Here is a 22,930-nt window from a genome sequence, read left to right as displayed (position 1 = left end):
TGTATTATATGACTAAATATAATAGAATTCTCTTAAGTTTGTCAATGTAGATAATCATTTATATTGTATCAATTGCTTATTAATCATAGTTATTCTACTATTCATTCTTAACAGCCTTTAAATATATTATGCATTTATTACTAAATAGGAATCTTCTCTCAAAAAATACTTTATGCAAATTTCTAAATATTACATTATTTGTTATAATTAATTTATTAACAATAAAGGAGCGATTACAATGACAACCTTATTGAATCAAGCTAAAGAAATGTTAACAACTGATGAAAAAATCCTTTTTTATGCAGCATGCTCATTAAATATATTTATATATCGTTCCGTCGCAAGACCAGGACTGTTAATTTTAACGAACAAACGGCTCTTCTTTTATGGACCAGATGTAAGTAAGAACCCAATATTTGAAGAGTACTCTTTTGCAAACATTTCTAATCTACAAGAGCAAAAGCGTCTTTTCAGCAATCAAATTATATTTATGTACGATAATGAATGGAAAAAAATAAAACATATTCAAACAAATGATGTAAGCTCTCTCGTTCAACAAATACACGAGCAACTCTCTAAATAATGATAGCCCTCTACTTTTATAAGTAGAGGGCTATCATATTACACATCTTCTTTTTTCCAAAGAGGTCTCACATGAACGACCACTGTCCGAATGACCGCTAAAATAGGAACCGATATTAGTAATCCTACAATCCCCGCAACTTCTCCCCCTACTAGTAATGCAAACATAATGATCACAGGATGCATACGAAGCGACTTACCAACGATGTAAGGCGATAAAATGTTACTTTCCAAAAATTGCAAAATAGCAATTGTAATCCCCGCCTTAATGAGTAAACTCGTTGATACCGTTGCCGCAATCATCAACGTCGGAATCGCCCCTAAAATAGGACCAAAGTACGGGATTATATCCGTTACCCCAATAATAATGCCGAGCAGCAATGGATATTTCATACCGATAAACCAAAAAGAAAGAACAGATACTCCCCCTAATACTAAGCAAACAAATAACTGCCCTCGAATATAACTTCCGAGTGATTTATCAATTTCTTTCGCAAGCATTTGCCCCGTACTACGCCACTTACTCGGGACTAATTCCCAAAATATATGATAAAACTCACCGTAATCTTTTAATATGTAAAATACAATGAACGGAATTAAGAAAATAATGAGTAACGAATCCAGTACACCACGAGCTGTGCTCATGACTTTATTTAAAAGCGCTTGAATCTTCGTTTCTACACCACCAAAAATTTGTTTCACCTTTTCATGAATAAATGATGGGAAATTCGCTGTTTGTTCTGTAACTCCATCCATCCAAGAATCGTACATTTTTGTAAACTGCGGAAATTGTTCATTAATTTCTTGTAACTGTTTAATAACAACTGGCGTTCCTTTATAAATTCCATAGCCAATTCCGCCAAAGAAAAGAATATAAATGAGCAAAATAGCAAGTGTGCGTGGCATTCCTTCCTTATGGATTTTTTCAATTAAAGGGTGTAATAAATAAGCAATAAAACAAGCAATAAAGAACGGTGTGATCGCCACTTTAAATACAAAAATAATCGGTGCCCATAGTGGCTTGATTTTTAAAAAGACGAGCAAACAAAGAAAAACGAGTAACAATAATCCTAAACGATATATCCAAATGATTTTAAGATTCTTCACACGAAAAACCTCCTCCACCTTTATTTTGAAAATAAATAGGTTAGGTTATGTGCAAAAGTTTTAAAATCTTTTTATACAGACCATACTGTTTTTTAAAGACATACATATATTTAACATAATAAGGACAACCACCCCTGAAAATACAAAATGTCAAAATATAATCAGGAGGGCTCATAATGATCTTATTTATGCTTGCATTATCCGCACTTTTTATGCTTCTTGAATGGATTTGTATCGGGTTTGGTATTTGGAAAGGCTTCTTTATTCGTTCCTCACGAAAGGAAAGAGCTAAGCACTTATGGCATTATGGAATGCTTGGCGTTGGATGCTACGGTTTATCTTATCTCTTCTCTGAAATCGGACTTTTATATTTGCATACAAGCGCATAAAAAAACTCCCTTATCATAAAGGGAGTTTTTTACGCCTTATAAATAAGACTTAATCATCTTACGTGCTTTTTTCACATTGCGTTTTGAGAATACATCTTGTTTGCGAGCATATTGATACGCTGCAGCTCCAACACCTAATGCGATTAATGAATTGCGTAGATTCAAAGTAAATCCCCCTTTTCGTTATCCGATCGTTCTTTCATTATCATCAAATAAATCATCAAGAGAGCTTAATGAACCATCTTCCTCTACTTGATGTGTATGGATTTTCCCCTTTGAAACCGATAATTCGATATAACAATTCCAGCAATAAAATTGGTTGACACCTATTTTTCCGATGTCTTTCCCTTTGCAATTTGGACAACTGAACATATGGCTTTCATCTCCTTACAGTCTCCCAGATTCTATTCGCCATTATGTCCAAACTGCATTCATTTATACATTGCTAGAACCTTTCAACGTTATACGTTTGAAAGGTTCACTATATAATTTCACCTTGTTACATGAAATCATACGGTGAAATGTTTTCCACGTCCATTTCTTCACCATTAACCGTCACCATCTGCACTTCTCCTTGTGATTCTTGCAATCGGCCAGCTAAAGTCGTTTGACGCATTGCATCATCAAGGCGATTTACACCAGATTGAAACGCTGCTTCCTCCCCGCAAATAATAAGGAATTTCTTACTCCTTGTAATACCCGTGTAAATTAAATTACGACGTAACATACGGTTATAGCTTTTTACAATCGGCATAATAACAATCGGAAATTCACTACCTTGTGATTTATGAATCGAGCAGCAATATGCATGTGTAATTTGATTTAAATCTGGCTTTGTATACGTTACTTCAATCCCATCAAATGAAACGATAATCATATCTTGTTGCTCAACGTTTTCTTTCGCATAAAACACCGAAACGATTTCTCCGATATCACCATTAAATACTTGGCTTTCCGGCTGATTGACTAATTGAAGTACTTTATCACCTCTGCGGTATACAACGTCACCGTAGGCAATTTCTTTACTTTTTTCTTTTTTCGGATTGAACACTTCTTGAAGAGCTTCATTTAACACATTAATACCTGCCGGTCCGCGGTACATAGGTGCCAACACTTGTACATCTCTTGCGCTAAACCCTTTCGTCTTCGCGTTTTCACATACTTTTTTTACAACTTCAACAATTTGAGCACCTGCACAGCTGATAAATGAACGATCTTTTTTATTTTGCGCTAAATCTGGTGGAAGTGTTCCGTCCTTTATCGCATGGGCAAGTTGAATAACAGATGACCCTTCCGCTTGACGATAAATTTCTGTAAGCTTGACCGTTGGAACCGCACCTGCATTCAATAAATCTTTTAACACTTGTCCAGGTCCTACAGATGGCAACTGATCTTCATCACCTACAACGATAACTTGAATATTTGTCGGAAGTGACTTGAATAGCTGATTTGCAAGCCAAATATCTACCATCGAAAACTCATCAATAATAAGGAGCTTCCCTTGTACAGGATCTGTTTCATTGCGCTGAAAAGATCCTTCTGGCGTCCATCCAAGCAGACGATGAATTGTGCAAGCTGGAAGTCCTGTCGATTCACTCATGCGCTTCGCCGCTCTTCCAGTTGGGGCCGTTAATAATATTGGAAATGGATTATCATCACTATATTCATTCGGATTTAATGATACTCCGTGAAGTGACGCATACATTTCAACAATTCCTTTAATAACTGTTGTTTTCCCCGTCCCTGGTCCACCTGTTAATAACATCATCGGCTTATGAAGTGCAGTTTGAACTGCTTCTTGCTGAAGCGGCGCATACTGTACCTTTAGCTGTTCTTCAATTTCTCCTAACGTTTTTAACACTTCTGCTTCAGGGAATGCAGGGGTTTCTTCTTGATTCATAAGACGACGAATTGACTTTACAACGCCTTTCTCAGAATAGAATAAAGAAGCTAAATACACTCGCTCTTCTTCTATAATGACTTTCCCTTCGCTTTGCATCATTTCAACGCAGCCTACAATATCTTCCTCAGTCACTCTACCTTCTTGATTATTTAAAAGTGACATCGTTTCTCTTACAAGCTGACCTTTTTCCATATACACGTGACCGAGTTGTAATGAAATATTCTCTAACGTATAAAAACACCCTGCACGTACACGGTCGTCGTGATTGCCCGTTATTCCGATTGCACGCCCTATATCATCTGCTCTTCCAAATCCAATTCCGTCCACTTCTTCAATAAGTTTATACGGATTATTACGAATCACTTCTAATGTCATCTCTTTATATTGCTGATAAATTTTAATAGAAAGTTTTGTTCCAAAACCGTAACCATTTAAAAAACTCATCACTTTCTCGAGCCCTTGATGCTCAATAATCGTCTCATATATTTCCTGCGCTTTTTGCTTGTTTACAACACCACTTAACGCATCCGGATCATCCATAATTTTAGAAATCGCATGCTCACCAAGATGGTCCACGATTTTTTCGGCTGTACGCTTTCCAATCCCTTTAAATAAATCGCTCGCTAAATATTGCACCATACCTGCTTTTGTTTGTGGCAGTTCTTTTTTAAACGTTTCAACTAAATATTGTTTTCCATACTTTGGGTGGTCTTTAAAATGACCTGTTAATGTAAACACTTCATCTTCATGCATACGGGGAAAATGACCGTTTATCATTACTTTTTTTTCGTCGTATGTTTCATTCGTTTCAATGACTTTCATACTGACAACGGAATAGAGGTTTTCTTCGTTGTGGAAAATGGTATGAAGAACTTGCGCTTTTATAAATTTTTTTTCTTCCTCAAACAAATCCATTGCATGTTGATTTCCCATATTTCCTCTCCTTTCCGAGTTCTTTTCACTTTAATGAGCAGTACATCCCCCACCTCTTTCACAATCTTTAGATGAGGGGTAACTGCGCATTAAACTATAATTTCACTTTATTCAGCTTCTTGCTCTAATAAACGAATACCATTACCAGCTAAAAAGTGGTCTGCTTGAATTTCAGTCGCTTTCTTAAATAAAGTAAGAGCTTTCTCGTTATTCTCCTCGAATACGTACGCAACACCTAAATTATAATACGCATCTGCATGCTCTTCATCCATTTCTAACACCTTTTCAAAATAAGGTTTTGCCTCTTGAATATGTTCTAGTCGTGCGAAGCAAAGTCCGCATTGGAAAACAGCTTCTACATCGCCTTCATCTAATTCCGTCGCTCTTTGTAAAAATGGAAGTGCAAGACGATCATTTCCAAGTTGCACATGTGTGATACCTAACATAAATGTTACGTCAGCTGATTGTAATCCCACTTGCATCGCTTGTTCAAATACAGCCTTCGCCTCTGCAAATTGCTCTTGACCGTAATATACATTTCCTAAGCCATAATAAGCAGCAGCAGATTTACCATCTAATTCTAATGCACGTTTATAAAATACAATTGCTCGCTCACTATCACCTAATACATCTAATAAATTCGCAAAGTTAATGTATCCAAGCGCATCTTTCGGATTTTCTTCGATTGCTTCTGTGAAATTTTTAGCTGCTTCTTCCCAGTTTCCTTCTTGCATATATTTAATACCTGTTTCAAGTTTGTTTGACATATCCTTCACCTCTACAACAAATTATAACAAAGAATGTATTTTCCAAGCGAACGAAAATTCGCTTTATGTAAAAGAAACCTCTAACCGCTAATCGGCAGAGGCTTCTCGTGTTATCCTAAATAATCTAATTTCTTACCACTATGATATACTTCATCAATTGTAGCGCCGCCTAAGCACTCATCTCCATCATAGAAAACAACTGCTTGGCCTGGCGTAATCGCACGAATTGGCTCATCACAAAGAATACGAACTGTATTTTCATCAACGATTTGAACCGTTACTTTATTGTCTGCTTGACGATAACGGAATTTCGCTGTACACGTAAATTCTTTTTCCTTCGCTTTATTACTTACCCAGCCTACATTCGTAGCAATAACTTCATCACCATATAGAAGTTCGTTATGGAATCCTTGATCAACATATAAAATGTTTTCTTTCAAGTTTTTTCCAACAACAAACCACGGATCACCATTACCACCAATACCAAGGCCATGACGTTGTCCAATTGTATAATACATTAAACCATCATGTTTCCCTTTCACTTCACCAGATAATGTTTGCATCACACCTGGTTGCGCCGGTAAATAGTTACTTAAGAAATCTTTAAAGTTACGCTCACCGATGAAGCAAATACCAGTACTATCTTTCTTCGCCGCTGTCGCTAAACCAGCTTCTGTCGCCATTTCGCGAATTTGTGGTTTCTTTAATTCACCTAATGGGAACATTGTTTTTGATAGTTGCTCTTGGCTTAATTGATTTAAGAAATATGTTTGATCTTTATTGTCATCAACGCCGCGAAGCATTTTATATTCGCCGTCCATATAAGCAACGCGTGCATAATGACCTGTTGCTACATAATCAGCACCAAGTGCAATTGCATGCTCTAAAAATGCTTTAAATTTAATTTCTTTGTTACACATTACATCTGGGTTTGGTGTACGACCAGCTCGGTACTCATCTAAAAAGTACGTAAATACTTTATCCCAGTATTGTTTTTCAAAGTTTACTGCATAATACGGAATGCCGATTTGGTTACACACTTCAATTACATCATTGTAATCTTCTGTTGCTGTGCAGACACCATTTGCATCTGTATCATCCCAGTTTTTCATAAAAATTCCGATTACATCATAACCCTGCTCTTTTAATAAAAGAGCTGCTACAGATGAATCGACGCCACCGGACATCCCGATGACAACGCGTGTTTCTTGAGGTAGTTTGTTCATCATGTCACCTCCCATGCTAATTTTGTGTTAATCGCTTCACGATTTTCACTGTTTCGTACGCCGCTTTTTCAATTTGCTCTTTCGTATTTCCAAGTCCGAAACTAAAGCGTACGGATGAACGTATTTGATCGGAGTCTTTTCCGAACATCGCCACTAATACATGTGATGGATCAATCGAACCAGCTGTACAAGCAGAACCACTTGATACTGCAATACCAGCTAAGTCTAGGTTTACAAGAAACGGTTCAATATTCATTCCTGTAAAACTTATATTAAACACATGTGGTAAGCGATATTCCAAGTCTCCGTTTACCTCGAAATGAATGTCCTCATTTTTGAAGACAGATACCATTATATCTTTAAACTCTTCATATTGGGCATTTTTTTGCTCACGAGTTTTTTCAGCTAGCGAAACTGCATGTTGAAGTCCAACAATACTAGGTATATTTTCAGTACCAGCACGACGTTTTCTTTCTTGCTCTCCGCCTATTAATAACGGTTCAAATTTCACATTTGCACCAGCATATAGGAACCCTACACCTTTTGGGCCGTTAATTTTGTGAGCGGAAATCGATAATAAATCAATACCAAACTCTTTCACATCTATTTCTATTAAACCGTAAGCTTGTACAGCATCTGTGTGGAAATAAGCTTGATGCTCTTTTAACAACTTACCTATTTCCACAATTGGTTGTATTGTCCCTACTTCATTATTCCCGAACATAATAGATACAAGAATCGTCTCTTCCGTTAGTGCCTTTTGTATGTCAGAAACTTGAACACGCCCTGTTTCATCAACAGGTAAATACGTCACTTCAAATCCTTCACGCTCTAACAATTCACACGTATGCAAAATCGCATGATGTTCAATTTGCGTTGTAATAATATGGTTACCTTTATGACGATTCGCGCGCGCTACACCTATAAGTGCTAAATTATCAGCTTCTGTACCACCGCTCGTGAATATAATTTCATTTGGACTCGCGTGAATGCTACGTGCACACACACGTCTCGCCTCATCTACCGCATGGCGCGTTTGACGCCCATAAAAGTGAATACTAGACGGGTTTCCAAATGTTTCTGTCATATATGGAATCATCTTTTCGACCACTTCTGGGTGAGTCGGAGATGTCGCAGCATGATCTAAGTAAATGCGTTCCATTAAATCTCCTTCTTTCCAAATCGTTTCACAAGGAATTAAATGTAAAACATATAGCCCCCGTGATTTTCTTCCTCATAACGTACTAAATCTTCTAAAGTTGTACTATCTAATACTTCTTGCACCGCATCACGAACACGCATCCATAATTGGCGTTGTGCTGGTTCTTCTTCTTCTATCATTTCTACAACACTAATTGGACCCTCTAGTACACGGATTACATCTCCAGCTGTAATGTTGACTGGCTGATCAGATAATACATATCCACCATATGCCCCGCGCGTACTCTTTACAAGACGAGCGTTACGAAGTGGTGAAATTAATTGCTCTAAGTAATGCTCAGATAGGTCATGCGCCTGCGCAATTGATTTTAATGAAATTGGGCCTTCACCAAACTTTTTTGCAAGGTCGATCATAATTGTTAAGCCGTAGCGGCCTTTCGTTGAAATCTTCATCTATTTGCACCTCATTTCAAATTTTCACTTCTATTGGTTATATCTTATTTATAAAAGAACACAATTTAAAATCCTATGAAATTATAGCATAATATAGTATTATAAGAAATTTCAACTTGTGTATCAAAATGATAACATAAAATCACATTGAAAAACTCGGAAATTATTACAATTGAAAGAAAAATGAAAATATTATCCTTCGTTTTTCCCATAAAACAGCATCCTATTTCAAATTTCATCAAAAAAAATGATACGATAGAATCAGATTATACATTAAGGGAGAGGGTCAAATGAAACAACCACTCGCACATCGAATGCGCCCTACAAATATTCAAGAAATTATCGGACAACAGCATTTAGTTGGTGAAGGCAAGATTTTATGGCGAATGGTCCAAGCAAATCATTTTCAATCAATGATTTTATACGGTCCTCCAGGCACAGGAAAAACATCAATCGCCAGCGCAATTGCAGGAAGTACTGGAACCCTGTTTCGCCTCTTAAACGCTGTTACTCATAATAAAAAAGATATGGAAGTTGTCGTACAAGAAGCGAAGATGCATCGGCACCTCGTTTTAATTTTGGATGAAGTTCATAGGCTAGATAAAGCGAAGCAAGACTTTCTATTACCCCATTTAGAAAGCGGACTTCTTACTTTAATTGGTGCAACGACAAGCAATCCATTCCATGCTATTAATTCTGCTATTCGAAGTCGTTGTCAAATCTTCGAATTACACGCATTAACAGAAGATGATATTTTAATTGGCTTAAAACGAGCGCTTGAAGATAAAGAAAAAGGGCTTGGGGAATATGATGTAACTGTTACGGATGAAGCATTACATCACTTTGCAAATGCATCAGGCGGAGATATGCGCTCAGCTTATAATGCACTTGAACTAGCTGTTTTATCTAGCTTTACAACTGACGACAAAGCCGCGGAAATTACACTTGAAATCGCAGAAGAATGCTTACAGAAAAAGAGTTTCGTTCACGACAAAGGTGGCGATGCTCACTATGACGTTTTATCTGCTTTTCAAAAATCAGTACGCGGAAGTGATGTGAACGCCGCACTTCATTATTTAGCACGTCTTATTGAAGCTGGTGACTTACAAAGCATCGGTAGACGTCTGCTTATTATGGCATATGAAGATATCGGACTTGCTAGCCCACAAGCTGGACAACGTACACTTGCAGCGATTGAATCAGCTGAACGGGTCGGCTTCCCAGAGGCACGCATACCACTTGCAAATGCTGTTATTGAACTTTGTCTATCACCGAAATCAAACTCGGCCTATAAAGCACTCGATGCCGCACTACACGATTTACGTAATGGCCAAACAGGCGATATTCCAAGTCATTTAAAAGATAGTCATTATAAAGGAGCCGAATCGTTAGGAAGAGGCATCGGATACTTATATCCACACGATCACCCAAATGGCTGGGTACAACAACAATACTTACCTGATAAAATTAAAAACAAGCAATATTATAAACCGAAAACGACAGGAAAATTTGAACAAGCACTTTCTACTGTTTATGAAAGATTACAAAGTTCGCATAAAACGAAGAATAAAGGGTAATATAAGCGAAAACGTCACCATTACGGAGGGTTCGCTTATGAAAACACGTCAAGATGCATGGACAAAAGAAGACGATCTCCTTTTAGCAGAAACTGTTTTACGACATATTCGCAGCGGAAGTACACAAATAAAAGCATTCGATGAAGTTGGTGATACATTAAACCGAACTTCAGCAGCTTGTGGCTTTAGATGGAATGCTGAAGTAAGACCATATTATGAAGATGCGGTGCAAATCGCAAAAAAACAACGTAAAGAATTAAAGCGTTCGGAAGCTAAAATAGAAAAAGAGCAGTTCACACAAACTCGGCAGCTCGTAATCGATGCCGAGTTTTCAGAAGATATTGTCCCAAATAAACAAGATCTTACAATGCAAAATGTCATCTCATTTTTGCAAAACTTGGAGCACAATAACCCATCACTTGCAAAGTTACAAACTGAAAATGACGTATTACAAGATCAGCTCACTTCCCTGCAAAAAATGAATAATGAACTTGAAGCAAAATTAGCTGTTCTCACAAAAAAACAACAAGCAATCGAAGAAGATTATGCAATGCTTGTTAGAATTATGGATCGTGCTCGAAAACTTGTTTCGGTCGAAGAACAAGAAGAGCAAATTGCTCCGATTTTCAAAACCGATCAAAATGGAAATTTAGATATTATATATTCTGCAGAAAACTAAAAACAGGGATGCCACTTTTTCAACTAAGTGACATCCCTGTTTATTTTCCCTTAGTGAAAAAGCACCACAGTAAATGAAATTATATTAACGATTCGACATCGATATTTCTTTAAAACATACAAAAAGCATATATCCTAAACGATATATGCTTCCTTTTTATTCTTGCCCTACACGCTTGACTTCTACGTTTTTAATACGCTCACGTACAACGTGACTTGCCATAATTAAACCAGCCACAGATGGTACGAACGCATTTGAAGAAGGTGGTAATTTCGCTTTACGAATTTTTGCATTTTCGTCTGGTACGATTTCTTTACGTACTTCTTCACGAATTACGATTGGGTTTTCGTCAGAGAAGACAACTTTTACACCTTTTTTAATACCATCTTTACGAAGCTTCGTACGAATTACTTTCGCAATTGGATCTGTATGTGTTTTAGAAATGTCCGCAATACGGAAACGAGTTGGGTCCATTTTATTTGCCGCACCCATACATGAGATAATTTTGATTTTACGACGTAAACATTGTTTAATTAAATGAATTTTGAACGTAATCGTATCAGATGCATCTACTACGAAATCTAAACCGTGTTTAAAGAACTCTTCATATGTTTCATCTGTATAAAACATCTCTAGTCCAATTACTTCACACTCTGGATTAATATCTGCAATACGCTCTTTCATTAATTCTACTTTTGAACGTCCTACAGTAGATACTAACGCGTGAATTTGACGGTTTACGTTTGTAATATCTACAACATCTTTGTCAACTAATACGAGACGTCCTACGCCAGAACGTGCTAACGCTTCTGCCGAAAATGATCCTACGCCGCCAATACCTAAAATACCGACTGTACTATTTTTTAATATTTCAAGGCCTTCTTTTCCAAAGGCTAATTCATTACGTGAAAATTGATGTAACATTCAGCTCTACACTCCTATTACAAAAATGGTCTACCATGTATTCTAGCGTTTTTCCGACTATTTGTATAGAAAAAGTTATATAATTCCTAAAAATACGTATTTCAAACAAGGAAAACATAATGTAAAACCGGACCTTTTTCTTACGTATACGTTTAAAAAGGAGGATTTAGAGAACCTAGCAGATTGAGGCACGTATGCTAGGAGGAGCACATCGAGCACCGGACTAGCATACGTAACGATGGGATGCGACAGTTATCTGAACCGGACTTTTTAAACTTCCCCTCAAAAAAAGCCTAGACGGCTATAGTATAACCATCTAGACTCTATTCTTACTTCTCTTCTTTCAAGCTCAATTTTAAGCTTAGCTCTTCAAGCTGAGCTTCTGCAACTGGGCTTGGCGCTTCTGTTAATAAGCAGCTTGCGCTTGCTGTTTTCGGGAATGCAATTGTATCACGAAGGTTCGTACGACCTGCAAGTAACATAACAAGACGGTCTAAACCTAATGCGATTCCGCCGTGTGGTGGTGTACCGTATTCGAATGCTTCTAATAAGAATCCGAATTGTTCTTGTGCTTCTTCTTGTGAGAATCCAAGTGCTTTGAACATTTTTTCTTGTACGTCACGCTCGTAAATACGAAGTGATCCACCACCAAGCTCATAACCGTTTAATACAAGGTCATATGCTTGTGCACGTGCTTTTTCTGGTGCTGTTTCTAATAACTCAACGTCTTCACGGAATGGCATTGTGAATGGGTGGTGAGCTGCGAAGTAACGATCTGCATCTTCATCGTACTCAAGAAGTGGCCAATCAGTTACCCATAGGAAGTTAAATTTACTTTCGTCAATTAACTCAAGTTCTTTACCTAGACGTAAACGAAGTGCACCTAAGCTATCTGCAACAACACTTTTCTTATCTGCTACGAATAGTAATAAGTCACCAGCATCCGCTTCTAATGTACTCATTAACACGTTTGCCTCTTCTTCACCGAAGAATTTCGCAATCGGTCCTTTTAAGCCGTCTTCTTCAACTTTAAGCCAAGCTAGACCTTTTGCACCGTATACTTTGGCGAATTCAGTTAATGCATCGATGTCTTTACGAGAGTATTTGCTCGCTGCACCTTTTGCGTTAATCGCTTTTACTTGTCCGCCGTTTTCTACAGCACTTGTAAATACTTTAAATCCACAACCTACTGCAAATTCAGATAGGTCTTTTAGTTCCATTTCAAAGCGTGTATCCGGCTTATCAGAACCAAAGCGAGCCATTGCATCAGCATATTTCATACGAGGGAATGGTGCACTAACTTCTACACCTTTTGCATCCTTCATGACTTTCGTCATCATACGCTCCATCATTTCTAAAATTTCATCTTGTGTTAAGAATGATGCCTCGATATCAATTTGCGTGAATTCCGGTTGACGGTCCGCACGTAAATCTTCGTCACGGAAACAACGTGCTACTTGATAGTAACGCTCAAATCCACCGACCATAAGAAGCTGTTTAAATAGCTGCGGAGATTGAGGTAATGCATAAAATTCACCATCATGCACACGGCTTGGTACTAAATAGTCGCGAGCTCCTTCTGGCGTGCTCTTCGTTAAAATTGGTGTTTCAACTTCTAAGAACTCTTCTGTATCTAAGAAGTTACGAATTGTTTTCGTTACGTCATGACGCATTTTGAATGTGTTGAACATTGCAGGACGACGTAAGTCTAAGTAACGATATTTTAAACGCACATCTTCTGATGCATCTGTATCATCAGCAATAATGATTGGCGTTGTTTTCGCTGCGTTTAATACATTTACTTTCGATGCTTGTACTTCAATACGACCAGTTGCCATATTATCATTAATTGCGCCTTCACCACGTTCAACAACTGTACCTTCTACGTGCAATACGTATTCGCTACGAATCGTTTCTGCTACTTCTAACGCTTCTTTTGATGTTTCTGGATTAAATACAACTTGTACGATACCTGTACGGTCACGTAAGTCGATAAAGATTAATCCGCCTAAATCACGGCGTTTTTGTACCCAACCTTTTAATTGAACTGTTTGTCCAACCGCTTCTACTGTTACTTTTCCGCATGCATGTGTTCTTTCAGCCACTTTAAGTTCCCCCTATATTAATTTCTCTGCTACATATGAAGCAAATACATCTAACGCTACTTCTTCTTGTCCGCCTGTTGCCATATCTTTTAAGTTAATGATGCCTTTATCTAGCTCATCTTCCCCTAATACAGCTACGTATTTCGCATTTAAACGATCTGCAGATTTAAATTGTGCTTTCATTTTGCGATCTAAATAATCTTTTTCAACTGATAATCCAGCTTTACGAAGATCGAACGCAACTTTTGCAGCACGGTCTTTCGCTTTTTCACCAAGTGCTACAACGTAACAATCAATACTATGTTCAATTGGTAACTCAATATTTTCAGCCTTCAGCGCCATAATTAAACGCTCAATACTCATCGCAAAACCGATACCTGGCATTTCCGGTCCACCGATTTCTTGTACAAGTCCGTTATAACGGCCACCGCCACTTAATGTTGTGATAGCACCGAAACCTTCTGCCTCACTCATAATTTCAAAAACAGTGTGTTGGTAGTAGTCTAAACCACGTACTAAATTCGGATCTTTCTCAAATGGAACATCCATCGTCGTTAGTAGTTCTTGTACTTTGTCGTAGTATACTGCTGAATCTTCGTTTAAGTATTCTGTAATAGATGGTGCCGTGCTCATTAATTCATGATTACGGTCCTTCTTACAGTCTAAAATACGAAGAGGGTTTTTTTCTAAGCGAGATTGGCAATCAGAACAGAATTCTCCGATGCGCGGCTCAAAGTGAGCAATTAAAGCATCACGGTGTGCTTGACGACTCGCTGCATCACCTAAGCTATTTAATACAACTTTAATATTTTTCAAGCCCATACCGCGGTAAAACTCTACAGCAAGTGCAATTACTTCTGCATCAATTGCTGGATCGTTACTACCAATTGCTTCAATACCGAATTGTACGAATTGACGATAGCGACCTGCTTGTGGTCTTTCATAACGGAACATTTGGCCGATATAGTATAATTTTGTTGGTTGTGTTGCATCACCGAACATTTTGTTTTCAACGTAAGAACGTACAACAGGTGCAGTACCTTCTGGACGTAATGTTAAACTACGCTCTCCACGGTCTTGGAATGAATACATTTCTTTTTGTACGATATCTGTCGTATCACCAACACCACGTAAAAATAGCTCTGTGTGCTCAAAAATTGGTGTACGAATTTCTTTATAATTGTAACGACGGCAAATGTCGCGCGCTTGCCCTTCGATATACTGCCATAACTCAACACTACCTGGAAGAATATCTTGCGTTCCGCGTGGGATTTGAATAGACATATTCAGTTCCTCCTCAAATTGTTTTAATCTTAATAAAAATAAAAAAACTCCCGCCTCTACTGTTTGAACAGTAGGGACGAGAGTATTATACCCGTGGTGCCACCCTAATTGAAGCACGTATGCTTCCACTTTTTTAATAACGCTTAAATTTGCGTTCATCTCTACTAAGCGTATAAGCCTTTCAAGTTGAAACCTACAGAGTGTCATTCAATCAGTCATCATGTAGAAATGTTTTCAGCCTAGGACATTTCTTCTCTTTCCATGTGTATCTCATTTACTCTCCTCTATCAACGGCTATATTCATATGTAAATATAAAATTACTATACGTTTGTTGAGTAGGATTGTCAAGTGCTCTAAGAGCGCTCAATTTGCTTCTTTAGGCGCTTTACATCTTGTAGTGAAATTCCAAACTCAGAAGCAAGCTCCATTGAAGTATTGTTTTGTTCTTTTGAAATAAAATCATGTAAATTTACGTTAAACAGTTGATTTGCACCATTTGTAACAGAATGCCCTTTTTCATTCATACGCATACGTATATCCCTCACATTCAATATGGTTGTTTTACTTTTTATTGTTCCATATTGATGAGATAGTTATACATAGCCGAAACAGTTATTGATTCCAAATAAACATAAGAATACGATTAACAATAATAACGGTAGCCAATCCACTCGCAAGTAAAGGGTGCTTCAAATGATACAACGCTGCAACACCTACTCCAAACACGATAATTTCTAACAATACATGCAATATACCACGCACTTCCCACTCTGCGTATGGAGCTCCAAATAACCCCCATATGACAGCAACAACAATCGGAAGACTAGTAGCCAGTGTAATTTTTACAACAGGTATTTCTCCTATTCGGAACCCCCAGTATCCAACAATCCCAAGAATGCATAACTCCAGCATAAAACGTAAAGCTATATTGAATTCTTGAAGCATGCTACACCTTCTTTTCCTTTTATTCCCCTTCAAATTAAATCCTATTGTAACTAAACAAAACATACCACAATGTATGAAAAAAGAGAGGACCTATAATCCTCTCTTCCCCGGCAACACTATTTACTTTCTACAATTAAGGTCACCGGACCATCATTGATTAAAGAAACGTCCATCATTGCTCCGAACTGTCCTGTCTCCACATGCAGTCCTTGTTTACGAACTTCTTCATTAAAGAAATCATATAAATGTTCTGCATAATCAGGTTTCGCAGCATCCATAAAGTTTGGACGTCTTCCTTTACGGCAATCTCCGTATAATGTAAATTGCGAAATAGATAGAACTTGTCCCTTCATATCAAGTACAGAATGGTTCATCTTTCCGCTCTCATCTTCAAAAATACGTAGGTTTGCAATTTTTTCTGCGATATAAGTTGCATCTTTTTCTGTATCTTCATGCGTAATGCCAACTAGTAATGTTAAACCGAATGGAATTTGTCCTACAATCTCGCCATCTACTGTGACAGACGCTTCCTTTGATCGTTGTAAAACAACTCTCATCTTTTCTACACTCCCTATTAATGCATCATGCGTCGTACGGCATAAATTTCTGGAACACGTTTAATGCGCTCTACTACTTTTTTCAAGTGTTGTAAGTTTCGAATAGAAATCGACATGTTAATCGTTGCCATCTTATTACGATCACTTCTACCAGAAACAGCTGAGATATACGTCTTCGTTTCTGTAACAGCTTGTAATACTTCATTCAATAAACCACGACGATCATAGCCTGAAATTTCAATATCAACATTGTACTCAATTTCTTTTTCAGGACTACCTTCCCAATCTACTTCTAGTAAACGCTCCACCGCTTCTTCTGTATGCACATTGACGCAATCGCAACGGTGAATTGATACGCCTCGACCTTTCGTAATATACCCAACGATATCATCACCTGGAACTGGGTTACAGCATTTTGATAAACGAATTAACAAATTATCTGCACCACTTACCTTTACACCAGAATCCCATTTTCGAATTTTCATCGGTTTACGAACTTCTTTAACTTCAACGATGTCTTCTTCTTCACGTTGTTTACGGAACTTGTCCGTTAGTCGCGTAACAATTTGCGCTGCTGTAATTCCGTTATATCCAACTGCTGCAAACATATCTTCTTCATTTGCAAAGTTAAACTTCTCAGCGACACGTTTTAAATTATCAAGCGCTAATACTTCTTTCATCTCATACTCTAAGCCACGCACTTCTTTTTCAACAAGTTCACGGCCTTTTTCAATATTTTCATCTCTACGTTGTTTCTTAAAGAATTGACGTATTTTATTTTTCGCATGAGATGTTTGAGCAAGCTTTACCCAATCTTGACTTGGACCATACGAATGTTTCGATGTTAAAATTTCAATGATGTCACCAGTTTTCAACTTATAATCAAGCGTCACCATTTTCCCATTTACTTTTGCACCAATTGTCTTGTTTCCAATTTCCGAATGGACACGATACGAAAAATCAATTGGAACAGAACCAAGTGGTAATTCCATTACATCGCCTTTTGGTGTAAAGACGAATACCATGTCAGAGAATAAATCAATTTTTAATGACTCCATAAATTCTTCTGCATTAGAAGCTTCATTTTGCCATTCTAATATTTGACGGAACCAAGTTAGTTTCTTCTCTAATGTACCCGTTGTTTCTGCTGCTTTACCTTCTTTATACGCCCAATGTGCCGCGATTCCGAATTCTGCAATCTCATGCATTTCTTTCGTACGAATTTGCACTTCTAGCGGATCACCTTTTGGTCCAATTACAGTCGTATGAAGAGATTGATATAAATTTGCTTTCGGCATTGCAATATAATCTTTAAAACGACCTGGCATTGGTTTCCAGCACGTATGAATAATTCCAAGCACCGCATAGCAATCTTTAATACTATTCACAACGACACGTACAGCTAGTAAATCGTAAATTTCATTGAATTGTTTATTTTGCAATGCCATTTTACGATAAATACTGTAAATATGTTTTGGTCTTCCAGAAATCTCAGGTTGAATTGAAACCTCTTTTAATTTCTCGCGAATGCCAGTCATTACTTCATCTAAATATTCTTCACGCTCTGCACGTTTACGCTTCATTAAATTCACAATACGATAATATTGCTGCGGGTTTAAATAGCGAAGTGACGTATCCTCTAACTCCCATTTAATAGTACTAATTCCGAGTCTATGTGCTAAAGGTGCAAAGATTTCTAACGTTTCATTTGCAATGCGACGCTGCTTCTCTTGAGGCAAATGTTTCAATGTACGCATGTTATGAAGACGATCAGCTAGTTTAATTAAAATAACTCGAATATCTTGAGCCATTGCGATAAACATTTTGCGATGGTTTTCTGCTTGTTGCTGCTCATGGGATTTGTATTTAATCTTTCCAAGCTTTGTAACACCATCGACAAGCATAGCGATTTCTTTATTAAATTCCCGTTCAATGTCTTCTAATGTAATTTCTGTATCTTCCACTACATCATGTAAGAAACCTGCCGATACTGTAGCCGGATCCATGTGTAAATCAACTAAAATACCTGCAACTTGAATTGGGTGAATAATATATGGTTCACCCGATTTTCTATATTGTTCGCTATGTGCATCACGCGCATATTCATAGGCATGTGCCACTAGCTCAATATCTCCATCCGCTAAATATTGACTTGCTTTCTCGAGTACCTGTTCAGCTGTTAGTACTTGCTCATTTGCCATCGAATCACCTTTTATTGAAAATTGACTTTATCTTTATTGAATAGAATAAATTATATTCTATCATTATAACCCAATGATTGTGAATTGTGAAAAGGAAAAGATTTTACTGACATTTCACCATGTTTTTTTGTGCAATTATACAAAAGTACCCGCTCCTCTCCAAGAGATTCACGGGTACTTTTTTATCACCGTAGTTTCACCTATATAATGATTAGTATTTTTCTAATACTAATACATCGTAACCATCTAACATTTTACGACCATCTAAGTAAGTAAGCTCTACTAAAAATGCAATTCCTGCTACAACTCCACCAAGTTCTTCAACTAGTTTAATTGTCGCTTCGATTGTTCCACCTGTAGCTAATAAGTCATCTGTAATTAATACACGTTGGCCGGGCTTAATTGCATCTTTATGGATTGTTAAAACATCCGTTCCATATTCTTTACCGTAGTCAACTGTAATTACTTCACGTGGTAATTTTCCTAATTTACGAACTGGTGCGAAACCTACTTCTAATGCATAAGAAACTGGGCAACCAATAATAAAACCACGCGCTTCTGGTCCTACTACAACATCAATGTCTCTTTTATTTGCATACTCAACGATTGCATCTGTTGCTGCTTTATATGCTTTTCCGTCGTTCATTAAAGGTGTAATGTCTTTAAACACAATACCTTCTTTCGGATAATCTGGTACAATTGCGATATGTTGCTTGAAATCCATATTTCTGAATCCTCCTCAGATATAAAAGGTTTGTAAATACAAATCCTTTACCCTAACTGTTCTACTTATTTATGATCACGAATCGTTTCAAACCATGTATATAGTTGCTGATATGTGCTATAAACCAATTCTTTCTCTAATTGTAAGTGGTTCATTTTCTCACGATATGTGTTCGATTCAATTAAATCACGCTTTTGTTTTTTATCTGCCATAAAAATGACACCGTCTTTTATTGTAACAAATTCTAACTCAAAAAACACCTGTGTCATGAAATTTACTGTATCTTTTGACCAACCTTTATGACGACACAGTTGTTCCCCATATTGCCTTAAAGAAAATGGTGTTTTTTGGCTTAAGAAAGAATAGTACCATTTAAAATGCTCCCTCGTTGGGACCGTACTAAATAAATGATTATTCTCTTGATAAAATAGCGTGTAAATTCGAGCTGGGAATCCAGCCTTAAATACATCACCTAATTCATCTGCTCCTTTCGGCAAATCAAGTAGCACAATGTATTGATCATCAAAATGAGCTACCTCTGATGCATGCACGATATGCTCTTTATAGCCTTCTAAAGAAAATTTATTCAATACCTCTTCAGAAAAATACACCATTGTTATTTTTTCTTTCGGAAGTTCTGCTAAATTTGCTTCTACATTACGCATACTACGCCAGTCAAATAATTGCCATGCCTCTACAGCAATATCTTGCACCATTAATTGCGGCTTTTTAAAGTTATTCCATTCATTAATGGACACTTCTCCTACTACAGAAACCTTCGCAACTGGAGAGATTTCTTTCGCATAAGTACCAAATCCAAATCCAATCGTGTCCAGTGTTGCTTGTCCATCACGAAGAGCCATTTTTAAATGCGAACCATCAGATCCAATTGCACGGATACTTTCTAAGTCGGCATCTTTCACCGCAATACGCGGTTTCGGATTTCCTACGCCAAATGGCGCTAACTTTTGCATATCCTCAATCGCGGCAAGCGTTACATCTTCTACTTTACAAAATGCATCCACTGCTGTAATCGGAATAAAATCTTCTGCTGTTAAAATTACATCTGCTTGCTCATTTAACCTGCGTCTTAATTCATCCACATCATTCATATTAAGTGTCATTCCCGCTGCCATCGGATGACCTCCGAAATGCGGTAACAATTCACGGCAATCTGAAAGGTTTGCAAACAAATCAAATCCTGCAATACTACGAGCCGATCCCTTTGCTGTTTCTTTATGAGGATCAATGCTTAATACAATCGTCGGACGATAAAAACGTTCAACTAACTTAGAAGCGACAATTCCAATTACCCCTGGATTCCAACCTTCTTTTGCAAGGACTAACACTTTATTTTCTTCTGGCGGGAAATTATTTTCGACTTCAGCGATAGCTTCTTCAGTAATTTGCTTTACAATATCTTTTCGAAGTTTGTTCAGCTCATCAATTTCTTCAGCTAGCTCTTTCGCTTCCTCTGGATCTTCTGATAATAAAAGATGTACAGCAGGTGTTGCATCTTCCAAACGACCAACTGCATTAATACGAGGTGCGAGTGCGAACCCGATGCTTTCTTCTGTAATTTCGCTTTGCGAAACGTTAGCGACTTTAAATAACGCCTTTAAACCGATATTTCGAGTCATTCGCATATGCTTCAGTCCACGCTGTACTAATAATCTATTTTCACCGTGAAGCGATACTAAATCGGCTACCGTACCGATTACTGCAATTTCCAACAAATGCTCTGGCACACGACCCAAAAGTGCATGTGCAACTTTAAATGCAACACCAACACCCGCTAAATAATGAAACGGATAAACACCGCCTTCTAATTTCGGGTGAATAATCGCAAGTGCCTCTGGTAATTCTGGTGGTGGCTCATGATGATCTGTAATAATAAGATCTATTCCAAGTTCCTTCGCTACCTTCGCTTCATGTACCGCTGCGATACCAGTATCGACAGTAATAATTAGTGAGAACCCTGCACTGTGCGCCCAACGAAACGCTTCTTCATTTGGCCCATAGCCTTCAGTAAAACGATTTGGAATATAAAATTCTACTTCTGCACCTAATTCTTTGAGAGCAAGATATAACACAGTCGTACTACTTACTCCGTCCGCATCGTAATCGCCAAATATTAATATTTGTTCTCCATTTTCAATAGCTTTTTTCACACGTTCTACAGTCCGATCCATTCCTTCAAGTAAAAATGGATCATGAAATTCTTGATCTGCTGTATTTAAAAAGTCTACAATCTTATCTTCTGTATTTAAGCCTCTGCCAAGAAATAATGAAGTCACAAGAGGTGATAGTTGCAATTTATTTGCTAATTCACTCACTAGTTCCTCATTATATTCTTTTTCTTTCCAACGCGTCTTCGGTTGTAACACGAAATCACCCCTTAACCTATCCATTATACAAGACAGATTAAGGGGTGACAATATAATGCAAACTACGATTCGATATCTATATAATTAAATATCCGTTATGTTTAATTTGGGGAATACGGATTAATATGTACAAAAACGTTTTGTACGTTATCTTGTTTCATAAGTTTTTCTTTTACATGTTTTCCGATGCGGTGACCTTCTTCTACAGTGATATATGGATCTACAGATACTTTAATATCGACAATAACATAGTGGCCATGTTCTCTTGCATATAAAGAGCCAATTTTTTTCACACCTTCCACTTGAAAAACTGCCTCCCTAAGCGGAAAAACATCTTCTTCATGCAGAACATGATCGAGCGTTGCATGAATAGCTTCTGCTCCAATACTCCACGCCATCTTAGCAACGAGAATTGAAACAAATAATCCCGCAATTGGATCGGCATATACAAGCCAATCTATACCTAACTTACCGCCGATAATAGCTGCACAAATGCCGATTAAAGCTGCAATTGAAGAAAACACATCCGAACGATGTTCATATGCATTTGCAATAATTGCAGCACTATTTATCCTCTTCCCTAATCGATATTTATACTGAAACATCCCTTCTTTCACTACAATCGAAAGAATAACTGCAAAAATCGTAATTCCTTTTGGTGGTTCCAAATCTTGTGAAAAAGCTTTTATAGACGAAATCGCTATCTCTATTCCAACAATAAATAATAATACCGCAACAATAATCGCTGAAATCGATTCCGCTTTACCATGACCATACGGATGATCTTCATCAGGCGGTTGCTTTGCCGCTCGTAATCCAAAAAGTACAGCTAACGAGCCAATTACATCTGATCCAGAATGCACTGCATCCGCTAAAAGTGCCTTACTGTTTCCAATATAACCAATTACCGCTTTTACAATCGCTAATATAATATTACCAACGATTCCGACAATAGCACCAAACTCGGCCTGTTTAAAACGTTCATCTTTTTCCATAATTGAAATCCCTTCTTTTCTTAACCTATC

General features: G+C 37.5%; 22 protein-coding genes and 2 other annotated features (1 of these 24 running past the window's edge). Of the genes, 4 read left to right on the top strand and 18 right to left on the bottom strand.

The window, feature by feature from the left end:
- Position 1, bottom strand: a binding site (T-box leader); it reaches 218 nt to the left of the window's first position.
- 237 nt (positions 2-238) lie between these two features.
- Positions 239-583, top strand: a complete 345-nt coding sequence (locus AC1DS7_RS10690; RefSeq protein ID WP_002034108.1) for a PH domain-containing protein — start codon at positions 239-241, stop codon at positions 581-583.
- Positions 584-621: 38 nt separating this feature from the next.
- Here the strand turns inward: AC1DS7_RS10690 and AC1DS7_RS10685 are convergent, their stop codons facing one another.
- Positions 622-1,689, bottom strand: coding sequence for an AI-2E family transporter (locus tag AC1DS7_RS10685; protein WP_215588508.1), 1,068 nt, complete (start codon positions 1,687-1,689; stop codon positions 622-624).
- Between the two features lie 176 nt (positions 1,690-1,865).
- On the opposite strand from AC1DS7_RS10685, the gene AC1DS7_RS10680 reads away from it, so the two are divergent.
- Complete coding sequence (locus tag AC1DS7_RS10680) at positions 1,866-2,078, top strand: hypothetical protein (RefSeq protein ID WP_002015285.1); 213 nt, start codon at positions 1,866-1,868, stop codon at positions 2,076-2,078.
- 36 nt (positions 2,079-2,114) lie between these two features.
- Here the strand turns inward: AC1DS7_RS10680 and AC1DS7_RS10675 are convergent, their stop codons facing one another.
- From AC1DS7_RS10675 to cymR, 7 genes are all read right to left on the bottom strand, one after another.
- Positions 2,115-2,243, bottom strand: a complete 129-nt coding sequence (locus AC1DS7_RS10675; protein WP_002015286.1) for a YrzQ family protein — start codon at positions 2,241-2,243, stop codon at positions 2,115-2,117.
- 18 nt (positions 2,244-2,261) lie between these two features.
- On the bottom strand, positions 2,262-2,450 hold the full coding sequence (locus tag AC1DS7_RS10670; protein WP_002015288.1) for a hypothetical protein: 189 nt from the start codon (positions 2,448-2,450) through the stop codon (positions 2,262-2,264).
- 127 nt (positions 2,451-2,577) lie between these two features.
- Positions 2,578-4,914, bottom strand: a complete 2,337-nt coding sequence (recD2, locus tag AC1DS7_RS10665; protein WP_002015289.1) for an SF1B family DNA helicase RecD2 — start codon at positions 4,912-4,914, stop codon at positions 2,578-2,580.
- Between the two features lie 107 nt (positions 4,915-5,021).
- Complete coding sequence (locus AC1DS7_RS10660) at positions 5,022-5,681, bottom strand: tetratricopeptide repeat protein (protein ID WP_002143220.1); 660 nt, start codon at positions 5,679-5,681, stop codon at positions 5,022-5,024.
- 110 nt (positions 5,682-5,791) lie between these two features.
- Positions 5,792-6,907, bottom strand: coding sequence for a tRNA 2-thiouridine(34) synthase MnmA (gene mnmA, locus AC1DS7_RS10655; protein ID WP_476998971.1), 1,116 nt, complete (start codon positions 6,905-6,907; stop codon positions 5,792-5,794).
- A gap of 16 nt (positions 6,908-6,923) precedes the next feature.
- Positions 6,924-8,069, bottom strand: coding sequence for a cysteine desulfurase family protein (locus AC1DS7_RS10650; RefSeq protein WP_002143221.1), 1,146 nt, complete (start codon positions 8,067-8,069; stop codon positions 6,924-6,926).
- Positions 8,070-8,104: 35 nt separating this feature from the next.
- The gene (gene cymR / locus AC1DS7_RS10645) at positions 8,105-8,521 is read right to left on the bottom strand and encodes a cysteine metabolism transcriptional regulator CymR (RefSeq protein WP_000704117.1); all 417 of its coding nucleotides are present in this window, start codon (positions 8,519-8,521) and stop codon (positions 8,105-8,107) included.
- 290 nt (positions 8,522-8,811) lie between these two features.
- Between cymR and AC1DS7_RS10640 the strand changes: the two genes are divergently transcribed.
- The gene (locus AC1DS7_RS10640; RefSeq protein ID WP_002067244.1) at positions 8,812-10,098 is read left to right on the top strand and encodes a replication-associated recombination protein A; all 1,287 of its coding nucleotides are present in this window, start codon (positions 8,812-8,814) and stop codon (positions 10,096-10,098) included.
- Positions 10,099-10,135: 37 nt separating this feature from the next.
- Positions 10,136-10,777 (top strand): RsfA family transcriptional regulator, encoded by a 642-nt coding sequence (locus AC1DS7_RS10635; RefSeq protein ID WP_002034101.1) that lies wholly within the window; start codon positions 10,136-10,138, stop codon positions 10,775-10,777.
- 156 nt (positions 10,778-10,933) lie between these two features.
- On the opposite strand, the gene AC1DS7_RS10630 is transcribed toward AC1DS7_RS10635, so the two are convergent.
- The 10 genes from AC1DS7_RS10630 to AC1DS7_RS10585 form a co-directional block, all read right to left on the bottom strand.
- Complete coding sequence (locus AC1DS7_RS10630) at positions 10,934-11,701, bottom strand: tRNA threonylcarbamoyladenosine dehydratase (protein ID WP_000903181.1); 768 nt, start codon at positions 11,699-11,701, stop codon at positions 10,934-10,936.
- 329 nt (positions 11,702-12,030) lie between these two features.
- Entirely contained in the window at positions 12,031-13,806 is a 1,776-nt protein-coding gene (gene aspS, locus AC1DS7_RS10625; RefSeq protein ID WP_002015297.1) for an aspartate--tRNA ligase, read from the bottom strand.
- A gap of 12 nt (positions 13,807-13,818) precedes the next feature.
- Positions 13,819-15,090, bottom strand: coding sequence for a histidine--tRNA ligase (hisS, locus tag AC1DS7_RS10620; protein WP_193662536.1), 1,272 nt, complete (start codon positions 15,088-15,090; stop codon positions 13,819-13,821).
- A 69-nt stretch (positions 15,091-15,159) separates the two neighbouring features.
- Positions 15,160-15,390: a binding site (T-box leader), on the bottom strand.
- A gap of 54 nt (positions 15,391-15,444) precedes the next feature.
- Entirely contained in the window at positions 15,445-15,621 is a 177-nt protein-coding gene (locus tag AC1DS7_RS10615; RefSeq protein WP_002015300.1) for a hypothetical protein, read from the bottom strand.
- An 82-nt stretch (positions 15,622-15,703) separates the two neighbouring features.
- Positions 15,704-16,036 (bottom strand): YrdB family protein, encoded by a 333-nt coding sequence (locus tag AC1DS7_RS10610; RefSeq protein ID WP_215588509.1) that lies wholly within the window; start codon positions 16,034-16,036, stop codon positions 15,704-15,706.
- A gap of 116 nt (positions 16,037-16,152) precedes the next feature.
- The gene (locus tag AC1DS7_RS10605) at positions 16,153-16,593 is read right to left on the bottom strand and encodes a D-tyrosyl-tRNA(Tyr) deacylase (RefSeq protein WP_002015302.1); all 441 of its coding nucleotides are present in this window, start codon (positions 16,591-16,593) and stop codon (positions 16,153-16,155) included.
- A gap of 17 nt (positions 16,594-16,610) precedes the next feature.
- The gene (gene relA, locus AC1DS7_RS10600) at positions 16,611-18,794 is read right to left on the bottom strand and encodes a GTP diphosphokinase (protein ID WP_476998970.1); all 2,184 of its coding nucleotides are present in this window, start codon (positions 18,792-18,794) and stop codon (positions 16,611-16,613) included.
- A gap of 211 nt (positions 18,795-19,005) precedes the next feature.
- Entirely contained in the window at positions 19,006-19,518 is a 513-nt protein-coding gene (locus AC1DS7_RS10595; protein ID WP_002015305.1) for an adenine phosphoribosyltransferase, read from the bottom strand.
- Positions 19,519-19,583: 65 nt separating this feature from the next.
- Positions 19,584-21,905 (bottom strand): single-stranded-DNA-specific exonuclease RecJ, encoded by a 2,322-nt coding sequence (recJ, locus tag AC1DS7_RS10590; protein WP_002129228.1) that lies wholly within the window; start codon positions 21,903-21,905, stop codon positions 19,584-19,586.
- 101 nt (positions 21,906-22,006) lie between these two features.
- Positions 22,007-22,900 carry a cation diffusion facilitator family transporter gene (locus AC1DS7_RS10585; protein WP_088034188.1) on the bottom strand — a complete coding sequence of 298 codons (894 nt, stop codon included), beginning with the start codon at positions 22,898-22,900 and terminating at the stop codon, positions 22,007-22,009.
- Between the last annotated feature and the right edge of the window lie 30 nt (positions 22,901-22,930).

It is taken from the genome of Bacillus sp. P4_E1 (genome assembly GCF_056401715.1).
Note: the sequence above shows the minus strand (reverse complement) of the source record. Positions and strands in the feature narration are given on the sequence as shown.